The sequence below is a fragment of the Thalassococcus sp. S3 genome (genome assembly GCF_004216475.1).
Lineage (GTDB): Bacteria > Pseudomonadota > Alphaproteobacteria > Rhodobacterales > Rhodobacteraceae.
This window is the reverse complement of the sequence record NZ_CP022303.1, coordinates 270,177-296,160: the sequence shown is the minus strand read 5'-3', so window position 1 is coordinate 296,160 and position 25,984 is coordinate 270,177. Positions and strand designations below refer to the sequence as shown.

Below are 25,984 nucleotides of genomic sequence, written 5' to 3'. Positions count from 1 at the left end.
GACGGGGATCGTCCAGAATGCCAGCCGCGACGCTGCAATCCCGCAGGCTATGGAAGAAGCATGACGCGACCAGCGCGTCGAGATAGGCACTCCACTCAAACGAGCGCCCTTCGGCCTGCGCAGTGAGGTAAAGGGCACGGGCGCAGAAATGCGGCTGACCCGTTAGATCACAGGTGGCAACAGCCAGCGAGCGCAGCCGATCCGCGCGTCCTTGCGCAAGCGCGTGACTGGCACCGTTCTGACATGCGATCCCAATCCCCAGATCGCAATAGTCGAGCTTGCGGCCCAGCGTGTCGCGTTCGCCGCTGCCATCATCGACATGGTCTTCGGCGAGCGCGAAACAGGCGACACCCTCGCCCCGACCATCATCGCATTGAGCCAACAGCGCCTCACCCGTGGCGCGGGCCAGCCGGTCCCCCTGCAGCAGCGTCGCCCAGGCCGCGACCACACAAGCCCGCGCGCCGCCCCCATCGCAGGCAGTACCGGGCCAGTCTCCGCCCTGAGGAGGGAGGCTTTAGGCGATGGCCGCACAAGCCAGCGCATAGCCCCGTTCGCAGGCCGCGATCTGCATGAGGGTCAGTTGCGCCACCTCTTCTGGTGTTGGGTCCGTCTTTGACGTGAGGGTCAAAGTCGTCTTTCGTTTCACAACCGCCGGAAGCGATAGAGGTGAGGGATTGGCTCAAGTCAGATGTGCCGCGCCGGTCTTCTGAGCTTCGTCAAGCAATCGTGGCATGGTCAAGATAAACCTTGTTCCCTTTTGATCCGCCTTCACATGCGAGACGCCGTCAAGCTGTTGGGTGAAGGCGGCGACCAGCCGCTGGCCCATCCCTGAATTCACGCGCGCATTTTCGTCGATCCCGACACCGTCGTCCCGGATCGTCAGATCGAACGCGGTCTGAGAGGCGCGGAAAACGATATCGAGCTTTCCCGCATCGCGCCCCTGAAAGGCGTACTTCATACTGTTCGTCACGACCTCGTTTACCACAAGCCCGAGGGGGACCGCGGTGCGCGTCGTAAGCGCCACATCGTCTATGTCGCAACCAATGTTGAGCTTCAGGTCCTCGCGGTTGATGGACGCGCGTGCCTCTTTGACGATTGCGCCGAGATAGTCCGACGCTCCGACAGTTTCGATAGAACGGTTGGCGGACAGCTTCTTGTAAAGCGAGGCAACCGACATCACCCGGGCATAGAGCCTGTCGAACGCAAGCGCTGCACTCTCGTCCGAGAGGGTCCGGCGTTCGACGGATATGATAGACGCAATCATCGTCAGGCTATTCATCACGCGGTGATTGAGTTCTTCCAGCAGATCGTTCGCCTGCGCAAGCGCCGCTTTTCTCTCGCCCTCGACCCGTCGTTTTTCAGTGACATCCTCCATCGCAAGAAGAAGGGTTTTGGTCGTGTTGCAGTCGCCGAAAATCTTCCGTGCGTTCAACAGGATCGTACGCTCGCCAAGGCCGGGAAAGTCGTGGGTGACTTCAAAATCCTCGATCTCGGAATGGGCCGGTATGACTGTCGTGAGCAAATGGATGAGTTCCGGGATCGACCATTGGCCATCCCCCAGTTCCCAGATCCGGCGCCCAATCGTCGCCTCGGGCGTGACGCCGAACGTGTCGAAGAACGAGCGGCTGGCGGAAACAACCTTGAGATCGCCATCGAGAACCAGAAGCGGCTCTCTGATCGTGTCGACAATACCCTGTGACAGGCGGGCATTCCGTTCGGCCTGCCGCGCCACGTCGGCAGCCGTAGTGATATCCTCGATAGCAAGCAGAATGCGCCGCGACCCGTTCCCCGGCCGCACCGTCTTGCGGGCATTGAGCCGCATCACCTTTCGACCGATATGTTCGAATTGGTGCTCGACCTCGTAATCCTCGACCGTGATGTGTTCGTCCAGGATCCTGCTCAAGACATCGATGAGGCTCGGAATATTCCACTGCCCGTTGCCAAGACTGGCCAGGTCATGGCCAATCGTCTCCTGCTCATCCACTTCGAAGGTTTCAAAAAAGCGCGGGCTCGCAAATTCAACCTTCAGATCTTCCGTCAGGACAACGAGGCTTTCTCGCAAGGTTGCGATAATTTCAGTCGGCTCAATGGCGTCCATGACAGGTTGGCATCGCTGGGATAACGGGTCGTTCTAATGTTGAAACGCTATTCGAATCCTGATCCGAAATTCAACGATTCCATCGCGTTATAGTAAAGTATTTCAAAATCCGAGCCGCGGAATTGAGCCTTGATCGAGGAAAGCACCACCATCCCCGCTTTGCCAAGCGCGCGCCGCATCCCTTACCCAAACCGCAGGAACGCGGATGGGGAGGCCGCGGGCATCGGGCTGGCATCGCCGGCGGAGGTGTCGAGCCAGGCCTCGGCCTCGGGGGTCAGGCTTTGATAGGCTTGCGCTACTGCGGCACGGGGATTGGCAAGGGGGGCATCGGCGGGCATCAGCTCGAATGGGATCTCAGGGAAGCGCAGAACGATACGGCGCCAGCGGTGGGTCAGCAAAACCCGCGCAGCCGCGGCCTCCAGCGGCGGGAGGGACGCGGATGACAGTGCCTCCAGATCAGCGGAGAGCGCGGAAAGCGCTGCCCGATGCGGGGCGCTTAAGGAACGGCGGCGGAACGCCTCGCTGATATGGGACAATGTGCCGGTAACCTGGCAGTCAGCCTCCTCTGGCGCGGTGTCCAGAGGGTGGAGCGCGGTCACCGGCTCTCCGGACGCAGACAGCGTAACCGACAGGGCCCATGAGGTGGCGGGGTGCAGGCGAGGGGCAGCGTAGATCTGGGTGGTGGCGGGCGCGAACTGCAACAGGCCGTCGGGGCTGAGGCGATAGATGCTGAGCCGCCCGCTCCGCGCGCTTGTGACCCAGCCATCCCGCCCGAGACGCGACAAAGCGGTGCGCAGGGCGCCGGGTTCGACGCCGACGCGGCCCAGAAGCCGGCCGAGCCGCGCGGTAGAGATGCCGCCGCCGCGATGCTGGACCATATCGCCGAAAACGGTGATGACGAGGGACCAGACACGAAGGCGGCCTTCGCCATGCAGGGCGGTGATCAGGGGGGAGAGCGGGTCCATCCCGCCCCTTTATCGTGAGTAGGACACCATCGTCAAAAGCTCATATTCGGCCACCTGATCGCCGTCCTGATTGGTGAGGGTCACGTTCCAGGCAACCTCGCCATAGGTGTCGGTCCGCTTGGTCTTGCGCTTGGCGGTGAGACGCACGGAGATGCTGTCACCGGGGCTGACCGGCTTTTGAAAGCTGAGGCCGTTCAGCCCGGTATTGGCGAGGACGGGACCGGGATCGGGCTGCACGAAGAGGCCGGCGGCGAAGCTGAGGAGCAGGTAGCCATGGGCCACACGGCCGGGGAAGAACGGGTTCGCCTTGGCCGCGTCCTCGTCCATGTGGGCATAGAAGGTGTCGCCGGTGAAATGGGCGAAATGCTCGATATCGTCGAGGGTGACGGTGCGCGGCGCGGTGTGGATCGTCTCGCCGATGGATATCTCGTCGAAGATGCGCTGGAAGGGATGGTCTGGGCCCTTGATCTCGCTGGCACCTTGCGTCCATTGGCCGGTGATGGCCGAGAGCACATCGGGGCTGCCCTGAATGGCGGTGCGCTGCATGTAGTGGAGCACGCCGCGGATGCCGCCCAGCTCCTCACCGCCACCCGCACGGCCGGGCCCGCCATGGACCATATGCGGCAGGGGCGCGCCGTGGCCGGTCGCCTCCTTGGCGCTGCCCGCGCCGGTGATGTAGAGCCGCCCATGCCACGCGGCGGAGCCCAGCGCGACGGAGCGCGCGACCTGGGGATCGTCGGTGACAAGAGAAGCCACGAGGGAGCCGCCGCCGCGATTGGCAAGCGCGCTGGCATGGTCGAGATCGCGGTAGGGCATGAGGGTGGAGACGGGGCCGAACGCTTCCAACTCATGCACGGCACGGGCGGCGTCGGGATCGTCGCAGCGCAGAAGCGTGGGCGCGAGAAAGGCGCCCTCGGGCCCCGCGCCGATCAGGTCGAGTGTTTCGGGATCGCCGGTCAGACGGATGGTCTCGCCGGCCAGAGCCTGCACCTTGCCCAGCACATCGGCCTTCTGCGCGGCAGAGGCGAGCGCGCCCATGCGCACCGTCTCATCGGCAGGATCGCCGACTTTAGTGCCAGAGAGGCGGGCGATGAGAGCTTCGGAGACCGCCTCCATCTGAGCCTGAGGCACGATCATGCGGCGGATGGCGGTGCATTTCTGACCGGCCTTGACGGTGATCTCGCTGGCGGCTTCCTTGATGAACTGGTCGAACGCGGCGCTGCCGGGGGTCACGTCTGGGCCGAGGATGGTGGCGTTGAGGCTGTCCTGTTCGGCGTGGAAGCGCACCGAGTTGCGCAGAAGATGCGCGTTGCTTCGCAGATGCAGTGCGGTGTCGGCAGAACCGGTGAAGGCCACCGCATCCTGAGGCCCAAGACGGTCGAGCATGTCGCCCACCCCGCCGATGACAAGCTGCACGGCGCCGTCGGGCAGAAGGCCGCTTTCCACGATCATGCGAAAGCACGCCTCGGTCAGATAGGACGTCTGGGTGGCCGGTTTCACGATGGCGGGCATGCCGGCCAGGAGCGTGGGGGCCAGTTTCTCCAGCATGCCCCAGACGGGGAAGTTGAACGCGTTGATATGGACCGCCACGCCCTGCAGGGGTACCGCGATGTGCTGGCCGAGGAAGGAGCCGCCGCGCGACAGGCCCTCGACCTCGCCATCGACATAGACATGGCCGTCGGGCATTTCCCGCCGGCCCTTGGAGGCGATGACCATCATCGTGCCGATGCCGCCGTCGATGTCGATGGCCCCGTCGCGTCGTGTCGCACCGGTAAGAGGGTTGAGCGCGTAAAGCTCTTCCTTGCGCTCGCCCAGATAAAGCGCGACGGCCTTGATCATCTTGGCGCGTTCGTGGAACGTCATGGCCCGCAGCGCCGGGCCGCCCGTGCCCCGCGCCCAGTCGAGCATGCCCTGGACATCGAGGGCCGCGCCCCCCGCTTCGGCGATCTGTTCGCCGGTGACAGGCCCGTGCACGGCGCGCGCATCGGCTCCCGGCCCCACCCATCGCGCCATCGCGTAACTTGCAGGTCTCAGCATGATCATCCTCCTCCCAAGGTTGCGGCCACCATGACCGCTGGTGGGATGGAAATCAACACTCTTGACCACGCGGTCGGGTTTGTGCATCGTGGCAGCTAACGGGAGGACGAGGATGACACCGCAAGAGCGCGCCGAGAAAAGCGCCGCCGCGATGTGGGCGAAGGATGCGGCCAGCCAATGGCTGGGCATGACGCTGGATGCGGTGGGGCCGGGCACGGCGCGGCTGTCCTTCGAAGTCAAGGACCACCATCTGAACGGGCACGGGATCTGCCACGGCGGCTATATCTTCACACTGGCCGACAGTGCATTCGCCTTCGCCTGCAACAGCTATAATGCGCTGACGGTGGCACAGGAGAACTCCATCACCTTCCTGACGCCCGGCCAGCCGGCGGAACGGCTGACGGCAGAAGCGGTGGAAACCGCGCGCGCCGGGCGTTCGGGTATCTACGACGTAACCGTAACGGGCCAGGACGGGCGCAAGGTGGCGGTGTTCCGCGGCCTCGCGCGCACCGTCAAAGGCCAGCATTTCGAGGAAGAGACATGACCGAAGCCTATCTCTGCGACGGCATCCGTACGCCGATTGGCCGCTATGGCGGCGCATTGTCGAAGGTGCGGCCCGACGACATGCTGGCCCATGTGATCCGGGAGGTGATGAAGCCCCACCCGGAGATGCCAGTCGACGAAGTTCTGATGGGCTGCGCCAACCAGGCCGGAGAGGACAACCGCAACGTGGCCCGCATGGCGGTGCTGCTGGCCGGCCTGCCCGATACGGTGCCGGGGGCCACGATCAACCGGCTCTGCGGCTCGGGGCTGGACGCGATTGGCTCGGCGGCCCGCGCGGTCCGGACCGGAGAGGCAGAGGTGGTGATCGCGGGAGGTGTCGAATCGATGTCCCGCGCGCCGATGGTGATGCCCAAGGCGGATGCAGCGTTTTCGAGGAAGGCGGAGATCTACGACACGACCATCGGCTGGCGGTTCGTGAACAGGGCGATGCACAAGCATTACGGCACGGATTCGATGCCGGAAACGGCCGAGAATGTGGCCGAGGATCACCAGATCGGCCGTGCCGATCAGGACGCCTTTGCCCTGCGCTCGCAGGAGCGGGCAGCGGCGGCCCAGGCCAGCGGTCGGCTTGCCCGCGAAATCGTGGCCGTCAAAGTGCCCCAGCGGCGCGGCGAGGAGGTCGAGATAGCGACCGACGAGCATCCCCGTCAGACCACGCTGGAAAAACTGGGCGCGCTGTCCACCCCGTTCCGCGACGGCGGCACCGTGACCGCCGGCAACGCGTCGGGCGTCAACGACGGCGCAGCCGCCGTGATCGTGGCCTCCGCCGCGGCGGTTGAAAAGTACGGCCTCACCCCCCGTGCCCGCATCACCGGCATGGCCACCGTCGGCGTCGCCCCCCGCGTCATGGGCATCGGCCCGGCCCCCGCCACCGAAAAGCTGATGGCACAGCACGGTCTCGGGATTGCGCACATCGACACGATCGAGCTCAACGAAGCCTTCGCCGCCCAAGGCCTCGCCGTCACCCGCCAGCTTGGCCTGCCCGACGATGCCGACCACGTGAACCCCCATGGCGGCGCCATCGCCCTCGGTCACCCCCTCGGAATGTCCGGCGCACGACTGGCACTGACCGCCTCGCTCACCATGACCGACAACGACATGTCCCGCGCCATCTGCACGATGTGCATCGGCGTGGGCCAGGGCATCGCACTCCTGTTGGAGAAGGCCTGATGAAAGATCTCACGCCAGCGAAAGCCAGCCTCGATCCCATCGAGATCGCCAGCCGTGACGAGATCGAGGCGCTGCAACTCGACCGCCTGAAATGGTCGCTGCGCCATGCCTACGATAATGTGCCGTTCTACAAGGCTTCCTTTGACGCGGCTGGCGTGCATCCGAATGACGTGACCAGCCTGTCGGACCTCGCGAAATTTCCCTTCACCGTTAAGCAGGACCTGCGTGACAACTATCCCTTCGGCATGTTCGCCGTCCCGCGCGACCGGGTGAAGCGCATCCATGCGTCTTCGGGCACCACCGGCCAGCCGACCGTCGTGGGGTATACCGAAAAGGATCTGGACACCTGGGGCTCCGTCGTCGCCCGCTCCCTGCGCGCCTCGGGCCTGCAACCCGGAGACCTGTTGCACAACGCCTATGGCTACGGTCTTTTCACCGGGGGGCTGGGCATCCATCTGGGCGCCGACCACCTGGGCCTGACCACGATCCCGATCTCGGGCGGCATGACCCAGCGCCAGGTTCGGCTGATCGAGGATTTCCGGCCCAAGGGCATTACCGTCACCCCCTCCTACGCGCTGTCGGTTCTGGATGAATACGCCGCCCAGGGGCTCGACCCGCGCGACAGCTCCTTAGAGGTCGGCATCTTCGGGGCGGAGCCCTGGACCAACGCGATGCGGGAGGAGATCGAGCAGGCCTTCGACATGCATGCGGTCGATATCTACGGGCTCAGCGAGGTCATGGGGCCGGGTGTGGCCAATGAATGCGTGGAGACCAAGGACGGTTTGCATATCTGGGAGGATCATTTCTTTCCCGAGATCATCGACCCCGAGACCGGACAGCCCGTGGCCGATGGGGAACAGGGAGAGTTGGTCTTTACCTCTCTCACCAAAGAAGCCTTTCCCATCATCCGCTATCGCACCCGCGACCTCACGCGTCTTCTGCCCGGCACGGCGCGGTCGATGCGGCGGATGGAGAAGGTCACGGGCCGGTCGGATGACATGATCATCCTGCGCGGTGTGAACGTCTTCCCCACCCAGATCGAAGAGCAGTTGATGACGGTCCAGGGCCTCGCCCCGCATTTCCAGATCGAGCTTAGCCGGCCCGACCGCATGGACCAGATGCGCGTGTTGACGGAAGCTTGCGAGGGCTTTTCGTCGAACGAGGACCGGGTGCATTCAGCCGCAGAGCTCAGCCACAAGATCAAGGCGACGGTGGGCATTTCGGTCAAGGTCGACGTGGCCGACCCAGGTGGTGTTGCACGTAGCCAGGGCAAGGCGGTGCGCATCATCGACACCCGCCCGAAATCCTGATGCCCCGCGGGATCGCCAAGGATCACGACCAGAAACGCACCGCCCTGCGCAAGGGAGCGGCGGCCTATTTCGCCGCGCATGGCTATGACCGCGCCTCGATGACGGGGGCGGCACGGGAATGCGGGGTCTCCAAGGCGCTGATCTATCATTATTATGACAGCAAGGAGGCGCTGCTCTTCGATATCCTGGACGCGCATCTGTCGGATCTGGCCGCCGTGGTGGCCGAGGCGCAGCCGGAGGGCCTGCCGGGCCTCATTCGCGCGATCCTCGCGGCCTACGCCGATGCGGATGCAGAGCATAAATTGCAACTCGACGCGCTCTCGACCCTGCCAAGGGAGATGCAGGCGCCGCTGATCGCGCTGCAGCGGGAATTGGTGGCCACGATGTCGGGCGTGATCGCCGCCGAACGGCCGGATCTGGAAGCAGACCGGCTGCGCGCGGTGACGATGACGGTTTTCGGCATTCTCAACTGGTTTTACATGTGGCATCGGCCCGGAAAAGGGCTGAGCCGCGCGGAGTATGCCGAGCTGGCGGCGGGGTTTGTGCGCAAGGGGCTGGAGGGCGTCTGACCGCGCAAATTGCTGCGCTGCGGCAATTCGCCCTCCTCTATGCTGCGCTGCAGTGCATAGCATCAGGCTATGCTTGCCGCACTCACCGTCATCCTGCCGCTTGGTCTGCTGATCTGGGCCGCCTATCGGGGCTGGCCCGTGATGGTCGTGGCCCCTCTGATGGCGCTGCTGGGGGCTGCTTTGGCCACCGATCCGCTGATGGCCACGCTGACCCAAAGGTTCATGCCCGCAACGGGCGGCTTCGTGATCTCGTTCCTGCCGCTTTTCCTGCTGGGCGCGATCTTTGGGCGGATGATGGAGGTGTCGGGCGCGGCCCACGCGATTGCCACCGCCATCGTGGACCGGCTGGGCCCGTCACAGGCGATCCCGGCGGTAGTGCTGGCCTGTGCTGCGCTGACCTATGGTGGCGTGTCGCTGTTCGTGGTGGCCTTTGCGATCTTTCCGCTGGCCGCTGTGCTGTTCCGGCAGTCGGACCTGCCCTATCACCTGATCCCGGCGGCGATTGCGCTGGGGGCCTTCACCTTCACCATGACCGCCCTGCCCGGCACACCGGCGATCCAGAATGCGATCCCGATGCCATACTTTGGCACCACGGTCTTTGCCGCGCCCGGCCTGGGCCTCGTGGCGGCGTTGATCATGGCGGGCGGCGGGCTCCTCTACCTGCAACTGGCGAGCCGGAGGGGACATCCGGCAGGTGCGTTCCCCCATCCGCAGGCAGAGTCAGATACCCGTTCGGATCTGCCGCCATTCTGGGCCGCGATCACCCCGGTTCTGAGCGTGTTTGTCCTGAACTATACGCTGAGCGAGGTGTTTCTGCCCGCACAGGATCTCAGCTATCTCGCCCAACCGGACTGGGGAGAGACAAGCGGGGAGGCGGTGACCGGCCTCTGGTCGCTGATCCTGAGCCTGACAGGCGCCATCGTGATCCTGATGCTCCTGATGCGCAGCCGGATCGCCACGCCGAAAGAGGATCTGGGCAAGGGGGCCAGCGCCTCGCTGCTGCCCCTGTTCAACACGGCTGCGCTGGTGGGGTTCGGCGCGGTGATCGCCGGCCTGCCCGCCTTTGCCGCGATCAGCGGCTGGATCGAGGATCTGCCGGGCGGCGTGGTCGTGGGCCTTGCGGTGTCCACCAGCGTGCTGGCGGGTATCACCGGATCGGCCTCGGGCGGCATGTCCATCGCGCTCGACGCGTTGGGCGCGGAGTATCTGGCGCAGGCCAATGCCGCCGGGATCTCTCCGGACGTGCTGCACCGCGTCACGGCTTTGGCGACCGGCGGTCTGGACGCACTGCCCCATAATGGTGCCGTCGTCACACTGCTGGCGATTGCCGGGCTAAGCCACAGGGAGGCCTATGGCCCGATCTTTGTCGTCGCCGTGGCAATCCCGGTGCTGGCGCTGCTGGCGGTTCTGGTCCTCTCCACTCAATTCGGCAGCTTCTGAAGCCCTGTCCGGGAAGAGTTGTTGACTCTGCAAGGGCGGGAATGCTGAAATGAGAACAAATAGAGAACATGCGAATCTGTTAAAGAGTCATGGACCGCGCGAAGATCAAGAACCCCAACCGCCTGTCCCACGCGGACATATTGCGGTTTCAGCCCCGGACCAGGGGCCGTGAGACACCGAAAGAGGCGAAGTCTCTGCCACAACTGGCAGAGGTCTTTGCCGGATCCGGTGATGCCGCTGCCTGGGGCTTTGCCCTGGCGCAACTGCCCACGGGGGCAGAGGTGCTGTGGGTACAGGACCGGCTGTCGGGGCTGGAGATGGGCCGCCCCTCGGGCGCGGGGCTGAAACGGTACGGGGCGGATCCGGCCCGGTTCACGCTGGTCAGGACGAAGAACGCCAAAGAGGCGTTGTGGGCGATGGAGGAAGGCTTGAAATGCACGACTCTGGGAGCTGTCATTGGCGAGATCACGGGCAATCCCAAGGCGCTCGACTTCACCGCGACCAAGCGGCTGGCGATGCGTGCCGAACGCGCGGGCGTGCCGGTGATCCTGTTGCGGATCGGCGGGCAGCGAAGCCTGTCGGCGGCCCGCAGACGCTGGGCGGTGGAGGCGCTGCCATCGGTCCGGCACCGGTTCGACCCCAAGGCGCCGGGCGCGCCCCGCTGGCAGGCGGAGCTGTTCCGCGGCCGCGACATGCGCCCCGGAACATGGGAGGCGGGATATGAGCCCAAGGCGCATCGTCTCAATCTATCTGCCCCACTTCGCCATCCAGAGGTGGCGGAGGCGCAGGTTCGGGCCGCAAACACCCTCTGAACCGGACCCGATCGTGCTGGCACGCGAAGGGCATCACGGGCCGGTCATCCACGGGATGAACGCGGCCGCCGTCAAGCTGGGCATCGAACACGGCGCGCGGGTGACCGACATGAAAACGCTGGTGCCGCATCTGCAGGTCGAGGATGCGATGCTGGAGGCGGACGTGCGCGATCTGCGCATGCTGTCGGGTTGGGCAAGGCGCTGGTGTCCGTGGGTGCGGGTCGATGGCAAGGACGGGCTCTTGATGGACAGCGCCGGGGCGGATCACCTCTGGGGCGGGGAGGCCGCGATGCTGGCCGATATCCGGCAGAGCTTTGGCAAGGCGGGCCTGACGGCACGGGCGGCGGTGGCACCCACCATCGGCGCGGCCTGGGCGCTGGCCCGCTACAGCGCGGAGCCGCAGGAGATCTGTGCTGAGGGAGAGATCGCGGAGGCGCTGTCGCTGCTGCCGGTGGCAGCCTTGCGGATTGATCAGGACACGATCACCCTGCTCAAACGACTGGGGTTGAAGACAATCGGCGCGCTGGCCGCCGTGCCCCGCGCCTCGCTCGCGCGGAGGTTCCGGCATCATCTGGCGCTGGACGCCAACCCGCCCAAGCGGCTGGATCTGGCGATGGGCGCGATCCCGGAACTGCTGGACGCCAAGCTGCCCGACCCGCCCCTACGCGCCCTGCGCAAGCTGGCGGAGCCCATCGAAGACATCGACAATTACGCGCAGGTCCTGGGCGTGTTGCTGCCCGATCTGGCGGAGCAGATGGACCAGAGGGGGCTGGGCGCAAGACGGCTGGCGCTGACCGGGTTCCGTGTGGATGGCAAAACCTCGACCGTAGAGGCCGCGACCAGCACGGCGAGCCGCAGCACAGCGCATTTCGCGAAGCTTTTCGAAAGCCATCTGGAACGGCTCGATTGCGGGTTCGGCTTTGATGCGATGATGCTGGAGGCTTTGGTGACCGAACCCCTGCCGCAAAGCCAGCATAGCCTGTCGGGCAAGATCGAGGACGGCATCGACCTGCCCCACCTGATCGACCGGCTGGCCGCGCGGCTGTCACCGGAGGCCGTGCTGCGCATCGTCCCGCAGGATAGCCACATCCCCGAACGCGCGGAGCGTCTGATCTTTGCGGGCTCCAATACCGATGCGGCCTGGCCCGCCCATACCAGACTGCGCCCCCTGCGGCTGCTGGATCGGCCGGAGGAGGCGGAAGTGCTCTATGCCGTGCCCGAAGGCCCGCCCGCGCAGATGATCTGGCGGCGCCGAACCCATCGCATCGTCAAGAGCGAGGGGCCGGAGCGGATCGCACCGGAATGGTGGCGCGAAAAGTCCCAGACGCGGCTGCGCGATTACTACCGGGTGGAGGACAGCGAGGGGCGGCGATACTGGATCTACCGCGAGGGCGTGCCGGATGACGGGCGCGGCGGGGCGCCACGCTGGTTCGTGCAGGGGCTGGATGCCTGATGCCCGAAGCCTCCCTCACCCCCGACCGCAAGACGCTAGAGGACAGCGAAGGTTTCGCGCCGAACCCCGAAGCGCCCTTCGTGGAATTGGGGCTGGTGTCGAACTTCTCGTTCCTGCGGGGCGCGTCGGACCCGGTCGATCTGGTGCAGACAGCGCATGATCTGGGCTATGACGCGATCGGGATCGCGGATGCGAATTCCATGGCCGGCGTCGTGCGCGTTCATACGGCGGCAAAGACGGCGCAGATGCGGCCCGTGATCGGCTGCCGTCTGGAATTTCTGGATGCGCCCGGCCTGCTTGCCTATCCGCGCACGAGGGAGGGGTACGGGTCGCTCTGCAAGCTGCTGTCGACCGGCAAGATGACGGATCATCAGGGGCAATGGCAGCGCAAGGGGGTCTGTGATCTGACACTGGCGATGGCCGGGCAGATCCTGAATGACGAGGTGATCCTGATCGCGCTGCCGGGGGAGAATATCGGCCTTCTCGCCTCGGAACTGCCAAGGATGAAGGCGGTGCTGCCGGGGCTGAGCCATATCGCGGCCTCCTACCTTTATCGCGGGGACGATCAGGCGCGGATCAACCGGCTGGCGACGCTGGCCCGGCAGCATGGCCTGCGCCTGCTGGCCACCAATGACGTGCATTACCATACAGCCGCACGCCGCCCCTTGCAGGACGTGATGACCTGCATCCGCGAGAAGACCACCATCACACAGGCGGGGCTGCGCCTGAATGCCAATGCGGAACGGCACCTGAAAGGGCCGGGCGAGATGCTGAGGCTGTTTCAGGACTGGCCGGAGGCCATCGACGAGAGCCGAAGGATCCTGGAGGCCTGCACCTTCCGCCTTACCGACCTGCGCTATGAATACCCCGACGAGACACTGCCCGAGGGGGAGGATGTCGACAGCTATCTGGCCAAACTGACCTGGGAGGGTGCGAAGGACCGCTATCCGGGCGGCGTGCCGGAGGGTGTCAAGGCGACGCTGGAGAAAGAGCTGGCGCTGATGGCGAAGATGGAGATCTCCCGCTATTTCCTGACGATCCGCGATATCGTTCTTTATGCACGCGACAAGGGCATCCTGTGTCAAGGCCGTGGATCAGCGGCCAACAGCGCGGTGTGCTATTGCCTCAAGATCACCGGGGTGGACCCGGCGCAGCATGAGTTGCTGTTCGAACGATTCATCTCGGAAGAGCGCAGGGAGCCGCCCGATATCGACGTCGATTTCGAACATGAGCGGCGCGAAGAGGTGATCCAGCATATATACAAGCACTACGGTCGCGACAAGGCGGGCCTCTGCGCCACCGTCATCCATTACCGCCCCCGCATGGCAATCCGGGAGGTAGGCAAGGTCATGGGCCTGTCGGAGGATGTCACGAGCGCGCTGGCCAAGACGGTCTGGGGCAGTTGGGGCACATCGGGGCAGGATCTGAAGGTGGATGAGGCGGGGCTGGATCTGCAGGACCCACATCTGAAACGCACGATTGCGCTGGCCGACCAGTTGATCGGGATGCCCCGGCACCTCAGCCAACATGTGGGCGGATTCATCCTGACCGAACGCCCGCTGACAGAAACGGTGCCCATCGGCAACGGCGCGATGGCAGACCGTACTTTCATCGAGTGGGACAAGGATGATATCGACGCGCTCGGTATCCTTAAGGTCGATGTGCTGGCGCTGGGGATGCTGACCTGCATCCGCAAATGCTTTGATCTGATCAAGGCGCATCACGGGCAGGAATTCGGGCTGGCCACTGTCCCGCAGGAAGATTCAGCGGTCTACGACATGCTCTGCAAAGGCGACAGTCTGGGCGTCTTTCAGGTGGAAAGCAGGGCGCAGATGAACATGCTGCCACGGCTGAAGCCACGCAAATTCTACGATCTGGTCATTCAGGTCGCCATCGTCCGACCCGGCCCCATTCAGGGCGATATGGTCCATCCCTATCTGCGGCGCAGGCAGGGCAAGGAGCCGGAACGTTATCCGTCCCCCGGCCCCGAACATGACCCCGATGAGCTGAAAAACATCCTCAGGCGAACGCTGGGCGTGCCGATCTTTCAGGAACAGGCGATGAAGATCGCGATGGTTGCAGCGACGTTCACGCCGGTGGAGGCGAACCAGCTCCGCAAGGCGATGGCCACCTTCCGGTCCCGAGGCATGGTGACGGAACACAAGGAGAAGATGGTGAGCCGCATGGTCGAACGCGGCTACGAGCCGGAATTCGCGGCACGCTGTTTCAGCCAGATCGAAGGCTTCGGCGAATACGGCTTTCCCGAAAGCCACGCGGCGAGTTTCGCGCATCTCGTCTATATCTCAAGCTGGATCAAGTGGCATTACCCGGAGGTCTTCGCCTGCGGTCTGCTGAATTCGCAGCCCATGGGGTTCTACGCCCCCGCCCAGATCATCCGCGATGCGCGGGGCCATGGCGTGGCCGTGCTGGAGGCGGATGTGAATATGAGCGACTGGGACAACACGCTGGAGCCGCGGGGCGACGGAGAATACGCGCTGAGGCTGGGCCTGCGCCAGATCGACGGCTTTGCGGAGGCCGACGCGACACGCCTGATCGCCGGGCGCGGCGCGCCTTATGCGGATGTGGAGGCGCTGCGCCGGGCAGGTGTCACGGCCAGGGGGGTCCAGACGCTCGCGGCGGCGGATGCATTCCGGTCGATGGGCAAGGACCGGCGCGCGGCCCTTTGGGACGCGCGGGCGGTCAAGGCGGCCCCGGCCCTGCCGCTTTTCACCAAAGATGACGCACGGGACGAAGGCGCGGACCGGGACGTGCTGCTGCCCGCCATGCCGCTGAGCGAACATGTGGTGGCGGATTACCAGACGACGGGGTTGTCATTGAAGGCGCATCCGATGTCATTTTTGCGGACGGGCTATAGCCGACAGGGCTTTACGCCCGCGTCAGAGCTGTGGTCGATGCGGTTCGGCCAGCCCGTCTCGGTCTCGGGGATCGTGCTGATCCGGCAGAGGCCGGGCAGTGCCAAGGGCGTGGTTTTCGTGACGATCGAGGATGAGACGGGCGTGGTGAATATCGTCGTCTGGCCCGACATGCTGGCACGCAGCCGCAAGGAGGTGATGGGCGCAAGGCTGATGGCGGTGCATGGCATGGTGCAGAAGGATGCGGATGTGATCCATGTGGTCGCTCACAGGATCATCGACGACACGGCAGCCCTGATCAACCTGTCGGAGGATGAGCTGACGCCGGAACTGGCGCGCGCCGATCACGTGATCAACCCGTTGCCGTCCCACACCGCCCGGCATCCACGCAACGTACGCGTCATCCCCAAAAGCCGGGACTTTCATTGACAGGGGCGGTTCCTGCCCTCTAGCGTCGCTCTCATGAAACAGATCGTAATCGTCGTAGGCAGGATGCGCATGGGCCGGTAACCGGCAGACCATATCCTGACCCATGCGCCCCCGACATCCTCGGGGGCTTTTTTGTGCCCGCCCCTCACCCTGGAAAGACCATGGACCGCAAAACCCTCATCACCCTGATCCTGCTGACGGCGCTCTCCACGCTGTCGCTGAACATGTTCCTGCCCTCGCTGCCCGGCATCGCCGCGGAGTTTGAGGTGGATTATGCAACGGTAAGCGTTGCTATCGCGGGATATCTGGCAGTCACCGGCGTGCTGCAACTGATCGCGGGGCCGCTGTCGGATCGCTACGGGCGCAGGCCGGTTCTGCTAGCGGCGCTTGCGATCTTTGCCGGGGCCTCGCTGATCTGCCTTCTGGCTCAGGACATCACCACGTTTCTGGCCGGGCGGCTGCTGCAGGGCGCGGTGATTGCGGGGCATACGATGTCGATGGCCATCGTCCGGGATAGAGTGGAGGAGCGCAAGGCCGCCAGCCTGATCGGCTATATTGCCATGGCGATGGCCGTTGCGCCGATGCTGGGCCCGGTTCTGGGCGGGGTGCTGGAAAGCGGTTTTGGCTGGCGGGCGAGCTTTGCCGTCTACACGGTTGCAGGCAGCCTGCTGTTGCTCTGGTGCGCCTATGATTTGGAGGAAACGCGGCGGAGCAGCGACCAATCCCTCAAAGAGCAGATGCGCGCCTACCGCGATCTGCTGGGGCAACGGCGCTTTTGGGGCTTTGCCATGTGCAGCGCCTTTTCGACAGGGGCTTTCTACGCGTTCCTGACCGGCACGCCGCTGGTGGCGAGCCAGAGCCTGGGCCTCTCGACCTCGGCGCTTGGCGTCTATCTGGGCAGCATCACGGCGGGGTTCATGACCGGCAGTTTTCTGTCGGGCCGCTATTCGATGCGGTTCGGGCTGATCCCGATGATTCTGGCCGGGCGCACGGTCGCATCGGTCAGCATGGTCATCGGGCTGGGCTTTCTGGCTTCCGGCATTTTCACACCGGCCAGTTTCTTTGGCCTCACGATCTTCGTCGGGCTGGGCAACGGCCTGACCATGCCCAACACGAATGCGGGTGCGATGTCGGTGCGGCCTGATCTGGCGGGCAGCGCTGCGGGGCTGGGCGGGTCCGTGAACGTCGCGTTCGGAGCCATTCTGACATGGGTCACCGGCCTTTTGCTGAGCGCAGTTCCGTCACCGGCAACCTTGTTGACGATCATGCTCATCGCGTCCGCCATGGGCGGCATCGCTGCCCTGTTCGCAAGGGAGAGGGCTGCCATCGCCGCCTGAACAGCGCACAAAGGCTTGCTTCAAAAGACAATCTGCAACAGGGTCCGGAAAAGACCCGAAGGGAGGAGAACGCCATGCGCACCCGTGCCGCCGTTGCCGTTGAGGCCGGAAAACCACTTGAAATCATGGAGGTGAACCTCGACGGCCCGCGCGCGGGCGAGGTGCTGGTCGAGGTCAAGGCCACGGGCATCTGCCACACGGATGAATTCACCCTGTCGGGCGCGGATCCGGAAGGCCTGTTCCCCGCGATCCTGGGCCACGAGGGCGCGGGCGTCGTGGTGGAGGTGGGCGAGGGCGTCACCAGCCTCAAGCCCGGTGACCACGTCATCCCGCTTTACACGCCGGAATGCCGGGAATGCGAATATTGCCTGCACCCCAAGACGAACCTCTGCCAATCGATCCGGGAGACGCAGGGCAAGGGCGTGATGCCCGACGGGACCAGCCGCTTCTCGACCCTCGATGGCGACCCGATCCTGCACTACATGGGCTGCTCGACTTTCGCCAATCACACGGTGCTGCCCGAAATCGCGCTGGCCAAGATCCGCCCGGACGCGCCGTTTGACAAGGTCTGCTATATCGGCTGCGGGGTGACGACGGGCATCGGCGCGGTGATCAACACCGCCAAGGTGGAGATCGGATCGCGCGCCATCGTGTTCGGCCTCGGCGGGATCGGGCTGAACGTCATCCAGGGGCTGAGGCTCGCTGGCGCGGATCAGATCGTGGGCGTGGATCTGAACCCCGACAAGGTGGCGATGGCTGAACGCTTTGGCATGACGGATTTTGTGAACCCCAAGGAGGTCGAGGACGATCTGGTCCCGTACCTCGTCAACCTCACCAAGGGCGGCGCGGATTACACATTTGACGCGACAGGCAACGTGCAGGTGATGCGCGACGCCTTGGAATCGGCGCATAAGGGCTGGGGCGAGAGCATCATCATCGGCGTGGCCCCTGCAGGCGCGGAGATCAGCACGCGGCCATTCCAACTCGTTACCGGACGGTCCTGGCGCGGAACGGCGTTTGGCGGCGCGCGGGGACGGACGGATGTGCCCAAGATCGTGGACTGGTATATGGACGGCAAGATCGAGATCGACCCGATGATCACCCACACGATGCCGCTGGAGGACATCAACAAGGGGTTCGATCTGATGCATGCGGGCGAAAGTATTCGGTCGGTGGTGCTTTATTAACCCTTGCTGACTAAGTGTCTGGCAACAGAGCCAGACCGAAAGGACGCCGGAAGATGCCCGACCGTGACCGCCCGCTTTATGCGGTTCTGATCGACGCCGACAACATTCCGGCCAAGTTTGCCGGTGCGATCCTGAAGGAAATAACTTCCTTCGGGGAGCCTGCGTTGCGGCGGGTCTATGGCGACTGGTCGTCAGGGCGGCTGAACACGTGGTCCGGCGTGGTGCGCGATCTGGGGCTGGTCGCGCATCAGGAGACAGCCAATACGAAAGGCAAGAATGCCAGCGATATCGGCCTAGTCATCGACGCGATGGATATCCTGCATACAGGCCGGTTCGACGGCTTTGTGCTGGTGAGTTCGGACAGCGATTTCACTGCGCTGGCCAACAGGGTGCGTGAACAGGGGCTGGACGTGATCGGGATCGGGGAGGCCAAGGCACCGGAAGCACTGCGCAACGTTTGCAACCGCTTCATCCTGATCGAAAATATCGTGGAGGAAAGTGAACCTGCCCCCAAGGGCAAGGCCAGCGCACGCAAGACCCCTCCGCAGGACGCGGTGCCGCTGATCCTCAGGGCGATGGACAAGATCCCACAGGACGGCGAATGGTATGCGCTGGGACAGTTGGGACAGTACATCCAGGCCGAAAACCCGGATTTCGACACCCGAACCTATGGAAAGCGCAAGCTGAGCGATCTGCTGCAGGATCTCAAACGGTTTGAGACGCGCAAGTCGGGAAACAGGTTCGAAGTGCGCCGCGCCGACTAGGTCCCGTAGCGCGCCATGAAGGTTGTGACCGCGCCGTCGATGACGCGGGCCACCTCCGTCTCAGTGAATTCGGTGTCGATGTTGAAGACAAGGCGGGGAAATAGGTCAGCCTTGCACAATTCGGCGAATTGATCGGCGGCGAGGTCGAAATCCTCTATCCGCAACTCTCCCCGGTTTACCGCGCATTTGAAATACGTCTTCATCCGTTCGCGCACGACCATGGGCCCACTTTCGTAGAACTGGCGGCCCAGATCGGGAAAGCGGTCGGCCTCGGCCACGCAGATACGAAAGACACGCTGGCCCAGATCCGACAGAATGAACGAGAGCATCCGCTCCGCCGCATAGCGCAGCACCTCAGCCGGGGGCTCCTTTGCCTCCAGCATCTCGACGGATTCGTCAGCCTGCCGCGCGCATTCGAGACGCGCCACCTCCATGAACAAAAGCCGCTTGTCAGGAAAGTAGCTGTAGAGCGTTGCTTTGGAGACGCCGGCGGCGCGTGCAATGTCATCAACGCTCGCCCCTTCGAAGCCGTCTGTCATGAACACCTGCCGTGCGCCTTCCAGGACCTGATCGAACTTTCGGCCCGTGCGCACAATCTCAGCGGCTTCGCCCATATGGTCTCCCTTCACACACCCACATTCATAATTATAAACCAATTAGTTTAGCATCGACAACAATGGGAAGAACCGCGTTCGCGGTTCCGTCGCGTAGTGTTATGTTTAGAACGACTCTAACCTAAGGCAAGTTCCATGCGTTTTCTTCCCTATCGCAGACGCTTCAGCGACCTATCCGAACAGGAGATCATCGCGCTGGCCATCTCGTCCGAGGAAGACGATGCCCGGATTTATCGCGGATATGCGGAAACATTGCGCACGGATTATCCGGCCTCTGCCACGATTTTCCACAAGATGGCCGAGGAAGAGGATGCTCACCGGTCCCGCCTGATCGCGCTGCACAAGAAGCGCTTTGGCCCGACCATCCCGCTGATCCGCCGGGAACATGTGGCCGGATATCACGCAAGAGAGCCGGTCTGGCTGGCCGAAAACCTAAGCCTCGATCACATTCGGGCGCAGGCGGAGATGATGGAGCAGCATGCGTCGGCGTTCTATTTTCGCGCAGCCCAGCGCACCGAAGACGCCGCGACGCGCAAGTTGCTGGGCGACCTTGCTGCCGTCGAAGCGGATCACCAGGCGCTTGCCCATAACCTCGCCGAGGCCCATCTGACCGACGACACGCGTGGAGAGGAGGACACGAAGGCAAGACGTCAATTCATCCTCACGTGGGTTCAGCCCGGCCTGGCCGGCCTCATGGACGGCTCTGTCTCGACGCTCGCCCCGATTTTCGCAACCGCGTTCGCGACACAGGACAGCTGGACCACATTCCTGGTCGGTGTGGCCGCATCGGTGGGCGCGGGCATCTCGATGGGCTTTACCGAGGCGGCATCAGATGACGGGGATCTTTCGGGCCGCGGTTCACCGATCAAGCGCGGCCTCGCGTCTGGCGTGATGACGACACTTGGCGGGCTGGGCCATGCGCTGCCTTACCTGATCGCGGACTTCTGGACAGCCACGGTACTTGCGATCGTGATTGTCTTCTTCGAGCTTTGGGCGATTGCGTGGATCCAGAACAGATACATGAAAACACCGTTCTTCCGGGCGGCGTTCCAGGTGGTTCTGGGCGGCGCGCTCGTTTTGGCGGCGGGGATCCTGATCGGCAGCGGCTAGCGCCTCTTGCCGGAGCGTAAGGCGCGGGATATCCAGCCGATATGGTTGAGGTTTTTCTGCGCACGGTTCCGTTCTTCGCCATTATCGGGCTGGGTTACTGGGCCGGACGCACGCGTTTTTTCTCGGAAGAGGCGACCGCCTATCTGACCAAGTTCGTCTTCTATTTCGCCCTGTCGGCCATGCTCTTCCGCTTTGCCGCCAATCTGTCCATGGCGGAGGTGTTCGACGGTCGGTTGATTGCCGGCTATCTCTGGGGCACGGCCTTTGTCTATGGCATCGCAACGGCGGTTGCGTTCGTGCGCAGGCTCGACGTGCCCACCGCGGCGTTCGAGGCGCAATGCGCGGTCATCGGAAATGTGGGTTTTCTAGGCGTGCCGATGCTGGTGCTGATCTTTGGCGAAGCCGCCATCGGACCGGTGATGCTGGTTCTGGCGGTGGACCTGATCGTCTTTTCCAGTCTGATCGTTATGCTCATCACCGGGTCCCGTGACGGGCGGATGAGCCTGAGCATCCTCAAAACAGTGGGGTCTGGCCTGATCCGAAACCCGATGATCGTGGCCATTACACTGGGCCTGATCTGGTCCGCGCTGTCGATCCCGATCCCGGACCCCATGAACGAGTTTCTGACCATTCTCGGCGCGGCAGCCACGCCTGGCGCGCTTTTTGCCATCGGCGCCTCCCTCGCGTCGAAATCGGCGGAGCGGCCTTACGTGGCGGGGTGGCTGAGCATATGCAAACTGGTGCTACATCCGCTTTTTGTGGCCTTCGGGGTGCTGGTGCTGTTCCCGATTGATCCCTTTTCATCGGCTGTCGTGATCGCGGCTGCCGCCTTGCCGGTCGCGGGCAACGTCTACATCCTTGCCCAGCATTACGAGGTGGCGCCCCATCGGGTATCGGCGACGATCCTGATCTCAACGGCGATTTCGATCTTTACCGTATCGGCGGTGATCGCCTGGGTCAGCGTCGCCTGATCTTCGCTGGACGCCAGCAAAGCCAGACGATAGCCAAAGGCAAAGCGGCAAGGGAGAGATGGATGAAGACGGTTTCGGAAAACAGGGCCTTTGGCGGCGTGCAGGGCGTTTACAGCCATGCCTCGGACAGTTGCGCCTGCGAGATGACCTTTGGCCTTTTCCTGCCGGAGGAGGCCCAGACGGCGCCGGTTCCGCTCCTGTGGTATCTGTCGGGGCTGACCTGCACGCATGAGAATGCGATGACCAAGGCAGGCGCCCAGGGCTGGGCGGCGGAGCATGGGATTGCGCTCGTCTTTCCCGACACCTCGCCGCGCGGAGAGGGCGTGTCCGATGACGAGGCTTACGATCTGGGTCAGGGCGCGGGGTTTTATGTGAATGCGACCGAAACGCCGTGGGCACCGCATTTTCGGATGTGGGACTATGTCTCGAAGGATCTGACCGACCTTCTGGGCGCGGAATTCGCGGTCGATCTGGATCGGCAGGCGATCACCGGGCATTCGATGGGCGGGCACGGCGCGCTGACGCTAGCGATGGCGCATCCGGAGCGCTTCCGTTCGGTGTCGGCCTTTGCGCCGATTGCCAATCCGACGGCCAGCGACTGGGGCCGCAAGCAACTGAGCGCGTATCTGGGCGCGGATGAGGCAAAGTGGATCCGCCATGACAGCACCCTGATGATGCAAGAGACGGGCTTTGACGGACCGATCCTGATCGACACCGGAACGTCGGATCAGTTCATCGACCTCTTGCGTCCCGAAGCTCTGGCGGCGGCCATCGCGAAGAAGCGGCAGCAGGCGGTGATGCGGATGCAGCCGGGCTATGATCATTCGTATTTCTTCGTGTCCAGCTTCATGGAAGAGCACGTGGCCTTCCACGTCGACGCGCTTTACGCATGAGCCTTTACGTCGATGCCGATGCCTGCCCGGTCAAGGCGGAGGCCGAAAAGGTGGCCACGCGGCATGGGCTGAAGATGTACGTGGTCTCCAACGGCGGGATCCGCCCGTCGGCCAATCCGCTGGTCGAGACTGTGGTCGTGGATCAGGGCGCGGATCTGGCGGATATGTGGATCGCCGAGCGCTGCGGGCCGGGTGACGTGGTGGTGACCGGGGATATCCCGCTGGCGGCGAAATGCATTGAGGCAGGCGCCAGGGTTCTACGCCATAACGGAGAGGCCTTCAGCAAGGCCAATATCGGCGCGCAGCTTGCGATGCGCGATCTGATGGCAGATGTGCGGGCGGCCAATCCGCTGGGCACGGGCGGCGGAGGCAAAGCCTTTACAAAAGCAGACCGCTCCCGTTTCCTCGACGCGTTGGAGCGCGAGATCAGGGCAGCAAAACAGGCAGGGACGTAAATGCAGATCGAAGCTGTGGTTTTCGACATCGGCAATGTGCTGATCGAGTGGAACCCCGAGCGCTACTATGACCGGATACTCGGCAAGGAGCGGCGCCAGCAGCTGTTCCGCGAGGTGGACCTGGAGGGTATGAACGAAGCGGTCGACCTGGGCGCGCCCTTTCGTGAAACGGTCTATGCCAAGGCCGAAGAGGCGCCGGACTGGAGCAGTGAGATCCGGTTGTGGCACGACAACTGGATCGAACTGGCCAAACCGGACATTCCGCATTCGATCCGCCTGTTGCGCAAGCTGAGGGCCAAAAATGTGCCGGTCTTCGCGCTGTCGAATTTCGGGATCGGCACGTTTGACTACGCGGTGACGCAGTATCCGGTGCTGGATGAATTCGACCGCCGTTACATCTCCGGTCACCTTGAGGTGATCAAACCGGACCCGCGCATCTATGAGATCCTGGAGGAGGATTGCGGCATCGCACCGGAGCGGCTCATTTTCACCGACGACAGGGCGGAGAACATTGCCATGGCCGCCTCCCGCGGTTGGCAAACGCATCTTTTCAAAGGGCCGCAGGGCTGGGCGGATCGGCTGGTGGCACAGGGTCTGCTGACCGAGGCGGAGGCAGCATGAGCATCCCGTTTATCTCGTTCGCCGAAGGCGAGGCGGTGCTGGATTGGCACGGGCTCTGCGATGCGCTGGCCGAGGGGCACCAGCGACCGAAGGCCGAGATCGGCGATACGTTTCTTTACCGGGATCCCGACACGCTGCTCTCGCGCGCGGCGTGGATCGACGGGCTGGGCATGGCTGTGAAGACGGCGACGATCTTTCCCGAAAATCCGGGGCGCGGCGCGCCGATGATCAACGGGGCGGTGTGCCTTTATTCGGACAGGGACGGCACGCTGGAGGCGCTGCTGGACTTTCACCTGGTCACCAAGTGGAAAACAGCCGGGGACAGCCTGCTTGCAGCAAAACGGCTCGCCCCTTCGGATGCCGGGCGCGTGCTGATCGTCGGCGCAGGCACGGTAGGCGCGTCGCTGATCGAGGCGTTTCGCGCGGGCTTTCCCGAGGCGGATATCGCCATCTGGAACCGCACGGAAGAAAAGGCCCGCATCCTTGCAGAAGCAGCGGGGGACGCAGAGGTCGAAAGCGATCTGTCCAAGGCAGTCGAGGCCGCCGACATCATCGTCAGCGCCACCATGTCGAGCGCGCCGGTGATCCGGGGCGAGTGGCTGCGCGCGGGCCAGCACGTCAACCTGATCGGCGCCTATCGCCCGGACATGAGAGAGGTGGACGACCGAGCGCTCAACCGGTCCAGGATCTATGTGGACAGCTTCGACACAACGGTGGAGCATATCGGGGAGATTGCGATCCCACTGAAAACCGGGGCCATTCGGCGGGAGGATCTGCTGGCGGATTACTACGATCTCAGCGCCTTCACCCCCGGCGGCCCGGACGAGATCACGCTTTTCAAGAATGGCGGAGGGGCGCATCTGGACCTGATGACCAGCCGCCACATTCTGGAGAAATGGCAGATGGCGCGGTGATCTGGGCGCGCGGGGCAGGCTAGGCGGCTGAGGGCTGCCCCAAAGGACGTTCGCGAATGGGCAGGTGAACGATGGCACTGAAGGCGCCGATGGCGACGCCGACCCACCAGACGACAGTGTAATCGCCATGCAGATCGTAGAGCCGTCCGCCCAGCCACACACCGAGGAAGGACCCAAGCTGGTGGCTGAAGAACACGATGCCGTAAAGCGTGCCCATATAGCGCAGCCCGTAGATATGGGCGATCAGGCCGGAGGTGAGCGGGATCGTGGCAAGCCACAGCGTACCCATCGCGACCGAGAACAGGATGACCGTGCCGGGCGTGATCGGGAACAGGATGAAGAGGGCCGCGACGATGGTTCGCGCGGTGTAGATCCCTGCGAGCAGGTACTTCTTGGAGTAATACTTGCCCGCCCAACCCGCTGCCAGAGTGCCGAAGATGTTTGCAGCGCCAATGATAGCGATAGAGACCGCGCCGAGGGCGGAGGTCGTGCTGATCCCGATTGTGTCGAGAATACCGCCGGGCGCGATGGGGCCGCACATCTCGGTCACGAAGGCGGGGAAATGGGCCGTGATGAAGGCCAGTTGATAGCCACAGCTGAAAAAGCCCAGAAAGATGAGCGTATAGCTCGGGTCACGGAAGGCCTTGCCAAGGATGCTGCCGAGGCTGTCCTCCAGGTCTGCCTTGCTGGCCATGGGCGGGGCCTTCATGGCGGGCAGCGTCAGGATCAACGCCAGAACCGCGGCGGCGAAAATGACGAAGGTCGTTTGCCAGGTCAGGAAAGTCAGCATCCATTCCGCAACCGGCGCGCCCAGGACCTGCCCGAAACTGCCCGCTGCGGTGACGATGGCAAGAGCCATCGAGCGGTTGTCGTCGCTGGAGGCCCGGCCCACGACCGCCAGGACGACGCCAAAGCCGGTCCCGGCGACGCCAAAACCCACAAGCCAGGCGTAAAGCTGGTGTTCGATGGGCGTGGTGGACATCGCGGTCAGCACCATACCGGCAGCATAGGTCAGGGCACCCAGAACGATGGCCTTGCGGTCCCCGATCTTCTCGGCAATCGCGGCAAAGATCGGCTGCCCGACGCCCCAGGCGAGGTTCTGGATGGCGATGGCGAGCGAAAATTCGGTCCGCAGCCAGCCGAACTCTTCGGCAATGGGGATCTGGAACACGCCAAAGGAGGCCCGGATCGCAAAGCTGACTGTGATGATCAGGCAGGAGACGATCAGAAGTGGCGTGAACAGGCGGGCGGATTGGGTCATGTGCGGATTTCCGTAGCGTGCGGTCACGGTACGCATGGGGATCGTTCGGTCAATTCAGGAGTTTTGCGGTCTCACATCAGGAAAACTGATGCGTCGGACGCGGGCCGCGCTTTTCAAGGCCGGATGGGCAGGCTAAT

23 protein-coding genes are annotated in these 25,984 nt (G+C 63.9%); 18 read left to right on the top strand and 5 right to left on the bottom strand.

The features are described from left to right. Nucleotides 1-223: 223 nt before the first annotated feature. Entirely contained in the window at nt 224-616 is a 393-nt protein-coding gene (locus CFI11_RS01440; RefSeq protein ID WP_130402352.1) for a hypothetical protein, read from the top strand. A 63-nt stretch (nt 617-679) separates the two neighbouring features. On the opposite strand, the gene CFI11_RS01435 is transcribed toward CFI11_RS01440, so the two are convergent. From CFI11_RS01435 to paaZ, 3 genes are all read right to left on the bottom strand, one after another. After that, the gene (locus tag CFI11_RS01435; protein ID WP_130402350.1) at nt 680-2,098 is read right to left on the bottom strand and encodes a sensor histidine kinase; all 1,419 of its coding nucleotides are present in this window, start codon (nt 2,096-2,098) and stop codon (nt 680-682) included. A gap of 182 nt (nt 2,099-2,280) precedes the next feature. Beyond that, entirely contained in the window at nt 2,281-3,063 is a 783-nt protein-coding gene (locus CFI11_RS01430; protein WP_130402348.1) for a PaaX family transcriptional regulator C-terminal domain-containing protein, read from the bottom strand. Between the two features lie 9 nt (nt 3,064-3,072). Continuing rightward, on the bottom strand, nt 3,073-5,106 hold the full coding sequence (paaZ, locus tag CFI11_RS01425) for a phenylacetic acid degradation bifunctional protein PaaZ (protein ID WP_130402346.1): 2,034 nt from the start codon (nt 5,104-5,106) through the stop codon (nt 3,073-3,075). Nucleotides 5,107-5,212: 106 nt separating this feature from the next. Here paaZ and paaI point away from each other — a divergent pair, with 106 nt between their 5' ends. From paaI to CFI11_RS01370, 11 genes are all read left to right on the top strand, one after another. Further along, the gene (gene paaI / locus CFI11_RS01420) at nt 5,213-5,644 is read left to right on the top strand and encodes a hydroxyphenylacetyl-CoA thioesterase PaaI (protein ID WP_130402344.1); all 432 of its coding nucleotides are present in this window, start codon (nt 5,213-5,215) and stop codon (nt 5,642-5,644) included. Beyond that, nucleotides 5,641-6,834 (top strand): 3-oxoadipyl-CoA thiolase, encoded by a 1,194-nt coding sequence (gene pcaF / locus CFI11_RS01415; protein ID WP_130402342.1) that lies wholly within the window; start codon nt 5,641-5,643, stop codon nt 6,832-6,834. Before paaI ends, pcaF begins: the two co-directional genes overlap by 4 nt. Further along, a complete protein-coding gene (gene paaK / locus CFI11_RS01410) occupies nt 6,834-8,144 on the top strand; it encodes a phenylacetate--CoA ligase PaaK (RefSeq protein ID WP_130402340.1) in 1,311 nt (436 codons plus the stop codon). Before pcaF ends, paaK begins: the two co-directional genes overlap by 1 nt. Continuing rightward, on the top strand, nt 8,144-8,713 hold the full coding sequence (locus tag CFI11_RS01405; protein ID WP_130402338.1) for a TetR/AcrR family transcriptional regulator: 570 nt from the start codon (nt 8,144-8,146) through the stop codon (nt 8,711-8,713). The genes paaK and CFI11_RS01405 overlap by 1 nt, the downstream gene beginning before the upstream one ends. 69 nt (nt 8,714-8,782) lie before the next feature. Beyond that, nucleotides 8,783-10,153, top strand: a complete 1,371-nt coding sequence (locus tag CFI11_RS01400) for a GntP family permease (protein WP_130402336.1) — start codon at nt 8,783-8,785, stop codon at nt 10,151-10,153. Nucleotides 10,154-10,242: 89 nt separating this feature from the next. Then, nucleotides 10,243-10,965, top strand: coding sequence for an ImuA family protein (locus CFI11_RS01395; protein ID WP_254448999.1), 723 nt, complete (start codon nt 10,243-10,245; stop codon nt 10,963-10,965). Then, nucleotides 10,874-12,418 (top strand): DNA polymerase Y family protein, encoded by a 1,545-nt coding sequence (locus CFI11_RS01390; protein ID WP_130402334.1) that lies wholly within the window; start codon nt 10,874-10,876, stop codon nt 12,416-12,418. Before CFI11_RS01395 ends, CFI11_RS01390 begins: the two co-directional genes overlap by 92 nt. Continuing rightward, the gene (locus tag CFI11_RS01385; protein WP_130402332.1) at nt 12,418-15,720 is read left to right on the top strand and encodes an error-prone DNA polymerase; all 3,303 of its coding nucleotides are present in this window, start codon (nt 12,418-12,420) and stop codon (nt 15,718-15,720) included. Before CFI11_RS01390 ends, CFI11_RS01385 begins: the two co-directional genes overlap by 1 nt. Nucleotides 15,721-15,881: 161 nt before the next feature. Continuing rightward, the gene (locus CFI11_RS01380) at nt 15,882-17,057 is read left to right on the top strand and encodes a multidrug effflux MFS transporter (RefSeq protein ID WP_130402330.1); all 1,176 of its coding nucleotides are present in this window, start codon (nt 15,882-15,884) and stop codon (nt 17,055-17,057) included. A gap of 74 nt (nt 17,058-17,131) precedes the next feature. Beyond that, nucleotides 17,132-18,244, top strand: coding sequence for an S-(hydroxymethyl)glutathione dehydrogenase/class III alcohol dehydrogenase (locus CFI11_RS01375; RefSeq protein WP_130402328.1), 1,113 nt, complete (start codon nt 17,132-17,134; stop codon nt 18,242-18,244). 53 nt (nt 18,245-18,297) lie between these two features. After that, nucleotides 18,298-19,008: an NYN domain-containing protein gene (locus CFI11_RS01370; RefSeq protein WP_130402326.1), complete on the top strand. Its 711-nt coding sequence runs from the start codon at nt 18,298-18,300 to the stop codon at nt 19,006-19,008. Here CFI11_RS01370 and CFI11_RS01365 read toward each other — a convergent pair. Further along, nucleotides 19,005-19,622 (bottom strand): TetR/AcrR family transcriptional regulator, encoded by a 618-nt coding sequence (locus tag CFI11_RS01365; RefSeq protein WP_130402324.1) that lies wholly within the window; start codon nt 19,620-19,622, stop codon nt 19,005-19,007. The genes CFI11_RS01370 and CFI11_RS01365 overlap by 4 nt on opposite strands. 135 nt (nt 19,623-19,757) lie before the next feature. Between CFI11_RS01365 and mbfA the strand changes: the two genes are divergently transcribed. The 6 genes from mbfA to CFI11_RS01335 all read left to right on the top strand — a co-directional run bounded on the left by mbfA (nt 19,758) and on the right by CFI11_RS01335 (nt 24,586). After that, on the top strand, nt 19,758-20,732 hold the full coding sequence (gene mbfA, locus CFI11_RS01360; protein WP_130402322.1) for an iron exporter MbfA: 975 nt from the start codon (nt 19,758-19,760) through the stop codon (nt 20,730-20,732). A 41-nt stretch (nt 20,733-20,773) separates the two neighbouring features. Next, complete coding sequence (locus CFI11_RS01355) at nt 20,774-21,703, top strand: AEC family transporter (protein WP_130402320.1); 930 nt, start codon at nt 20,774-20,776, stop codon at nt 21,701-21,703. Between the two features lie 62 nt (nt 21,704-21,765). Beyond that, entirely contained in the window at nt 21,766-22,596 is an 831-nt protein-coding gene (gene fghA, locus CFI11_RS01350) for an S-formylglutathione hydrolase (protein WP_130402318.1), read from the top strand. Then, nucleotides 22,593-23,051: a YaiI/YqxD family protein gene (locus CFI11_RS01345; RefSeq protein WP_130402316.1), complete on the top strand. Its 459-nt coding sequence runs from the start codon at nt 22,593-22,595 to the stop codon at nt 23,049-23,051. Before fghA ends, CFI11_RS01345 begins: the two co-directional genes overlap by 4 nt. Next, on the top strand, nt 23,052-23,672 hold the full coding sequence (locus tag CFI11_RS01340; RefSeq protein ID WP_130402314.1) for an HAD family phosphatase: 621 nt from the start codon (nt 23,052-23,054) through the stop codon (nt 23,670-23,672). It abuts the gene before it with no gap. Beyond that, nucleotides 23,669-24,586, top strand: coding sequence for an ornithine cyclodeaminase family protein (locus tag CFI11_RS01335; RefSeq protein ID WP_130402312.1), 918 nt, complete (start codon nt 23,669-23,671; stop codon nt 24,584-24,586). Before CFI11_RS01340 ends, CFI11_RS01335 begins: the two co-directional genes overlap by 4 nt. 19 nt (nt 24,587-24,605) lie before the next feature. On the opposite strand, the gene CFI11_RS01330 is transcribed toward CFI11_RS01335, so the two are convergent. After that, nucleotides 24,606-25,847, bottom strand: coding sequence for an MFS transporter (locus CFI11_RS01330; RefSeq protein WP_130409893.1), 1,242 nt, complete (start codon nt 25,845-25,847; stop codon nt 24,606-24,608). Between the last annotated feature and the right edge of the window lie 137 nt (nt 25,848-25,984).

Bases quoted from the DNA above. Each gene is read 5' to 3' on its own strand.
- CFI11_RS01380 (WP_130402330.1), top strand. From the start codon at position 15,882: ATGGACCGCAAAACCCTCATCACCCTGATCCTGCTGACGGCGCTCTCC.
- CFI11_RS01430 (WP_130402348.1), bottom strand. From the start codon at position 3,063: ATGGACCCGCTCTCCCCCCTGATCACCGCCCTGCATGGCGAAGGCCGC.
- mbfA (WP_130402322.1), top strand. From the start codon at position 19,758: ATGCGTTTTCTTCCCTATCGCAGACGCTTCAGCGACCTATCCGAACAG.
- paaK (WP_130402340.1), top strand. From the start codon at position 6,834: ATGAAAGATCTCACGCCAGCGAAAGCCAGCCTCGATCCCATCGAGATC.
- CFI11_RS01370 (WP_130402326.1), top strand. From the start codon at position 18,298: ATGCCCGACCGTGACCGCCCGCTTTATGCGGTTCTGATCGACGCCGAC.
- pcaF (WP_130402342.1), top strand. From the start codon at position 5,641: ATGACCGAAGCCTATCTCTGCGACGGCATCCGTACGCCGATTGGCCGC.
- CFI11_RS01330 (WP_130409893.1), bottom strand. From the start codon at position 25,847: ATGACCCAATCCGCCCGCCTGTTCACGCCACTTCTGATCGTCTCCTGC.
- CFI11_RS01400 (WP_130402336.1), top strand. From the start codon at position 8,783: ATGCTTGCCGCACTCACCGTCATCCTGCCGCTTGGTCTGCTGATCTGG.
- CFI11_RS01435 (WP_130402350.1), bottom strand. From the start codon at position 2,098: ATGGACGCCATTGAGCCGACTGAAATTATCGCAACCTTGCGAGAAAGC.
- CFI11_RS01340 (WP_130402314.1), top strand. From the start codon at position 23,052: ATGCAGATCGAAGCTGTGGTTTTCGACATCGGCAATGTGCTGATCGAG.
- paaZ (WP_130402346.1), bottom strand. From the start codon at position 5,106: ATGATCATGCTGAGACCTGCAAGTTACGCGATGGCGCGATGGGTGGGG.
- CFI11_RS01385 (WP_130402332.1), top strand. From the start codon at position 12,418: ATGCCCGAAGCCTCCCTCACCCCCGACCGCAAGACGCTAGAGGACAGC.
- CFI11_RS01395 (WP_254448999.1), top strand. From the start codon at position 10,243: ATGGACCGCGCGAAGATCAAGAACCCCAACCGCCTGTCCCACGCGGAC.
- CFI11_RS01365 (WP_130402324.1), bottom strand. From the start codon at position 19,622: ATGGGCGAAGCCGCTGAGATTGTGCGCACGGGCCGAAAGTTCGATCAG.
- CFI11_RS01375 (WP_130402328.1), top strand. From the start codon at position 17,132: ATGCGCACCCGTGCCGCCGTTGCCGTTGAGGCCGGAAAACCACTTGAA.
- paaI (WP_130402344.1), top strand. From the start codon at position 5,213: ATGACACCGCAAGAGCGCGCCGAGAAAAGCGCCGCCGCGATGTGGGCG.
- fghA (WP_130402318.1), top strand. From the start codon at position 21,766: ATGAAGACGGTTTCGGAAAACAGGGCCTTTGGCGGCGTGCAGGGCGTT.
- CFI11_RS01345 (WP_130402316.1), top strand. From the start codon at position 22,593: ATGAGCCTTTACGTCGATGCCGATGCCTGCCCGGTCAAGGCGGAGGCC.
- CFI11_RS01355 (WP_130402320.1), top strand. From the start codon at position 20,774: ATGGTTGAGGTTTTTCTGCGCACGGTTCCGTTCTTCGCCATTATCGGG.
- CFI11_RS01390 (WP_130402334.1), top strand. From the start codon at position 10,874: ATGAGCCCAAGGCGCATCGTCTCAATCTATCTGCCCCACTTCGCCATC.
- CFI11_RS01335 (WP_130402312.1), top strand. From the start codon at position 23,669: ATGAGCATCCCGTTTATCTCGTTCGCCGAAGGCGAGGCGGTGCTGGAT.
- CFI11_RS01405 (WP_130402338.1), top strand. From the start codon at position 8,144: ATGCCCCGCGGGATCGCCAAGGATCACGACCAGAAACGCACCGCCCTG.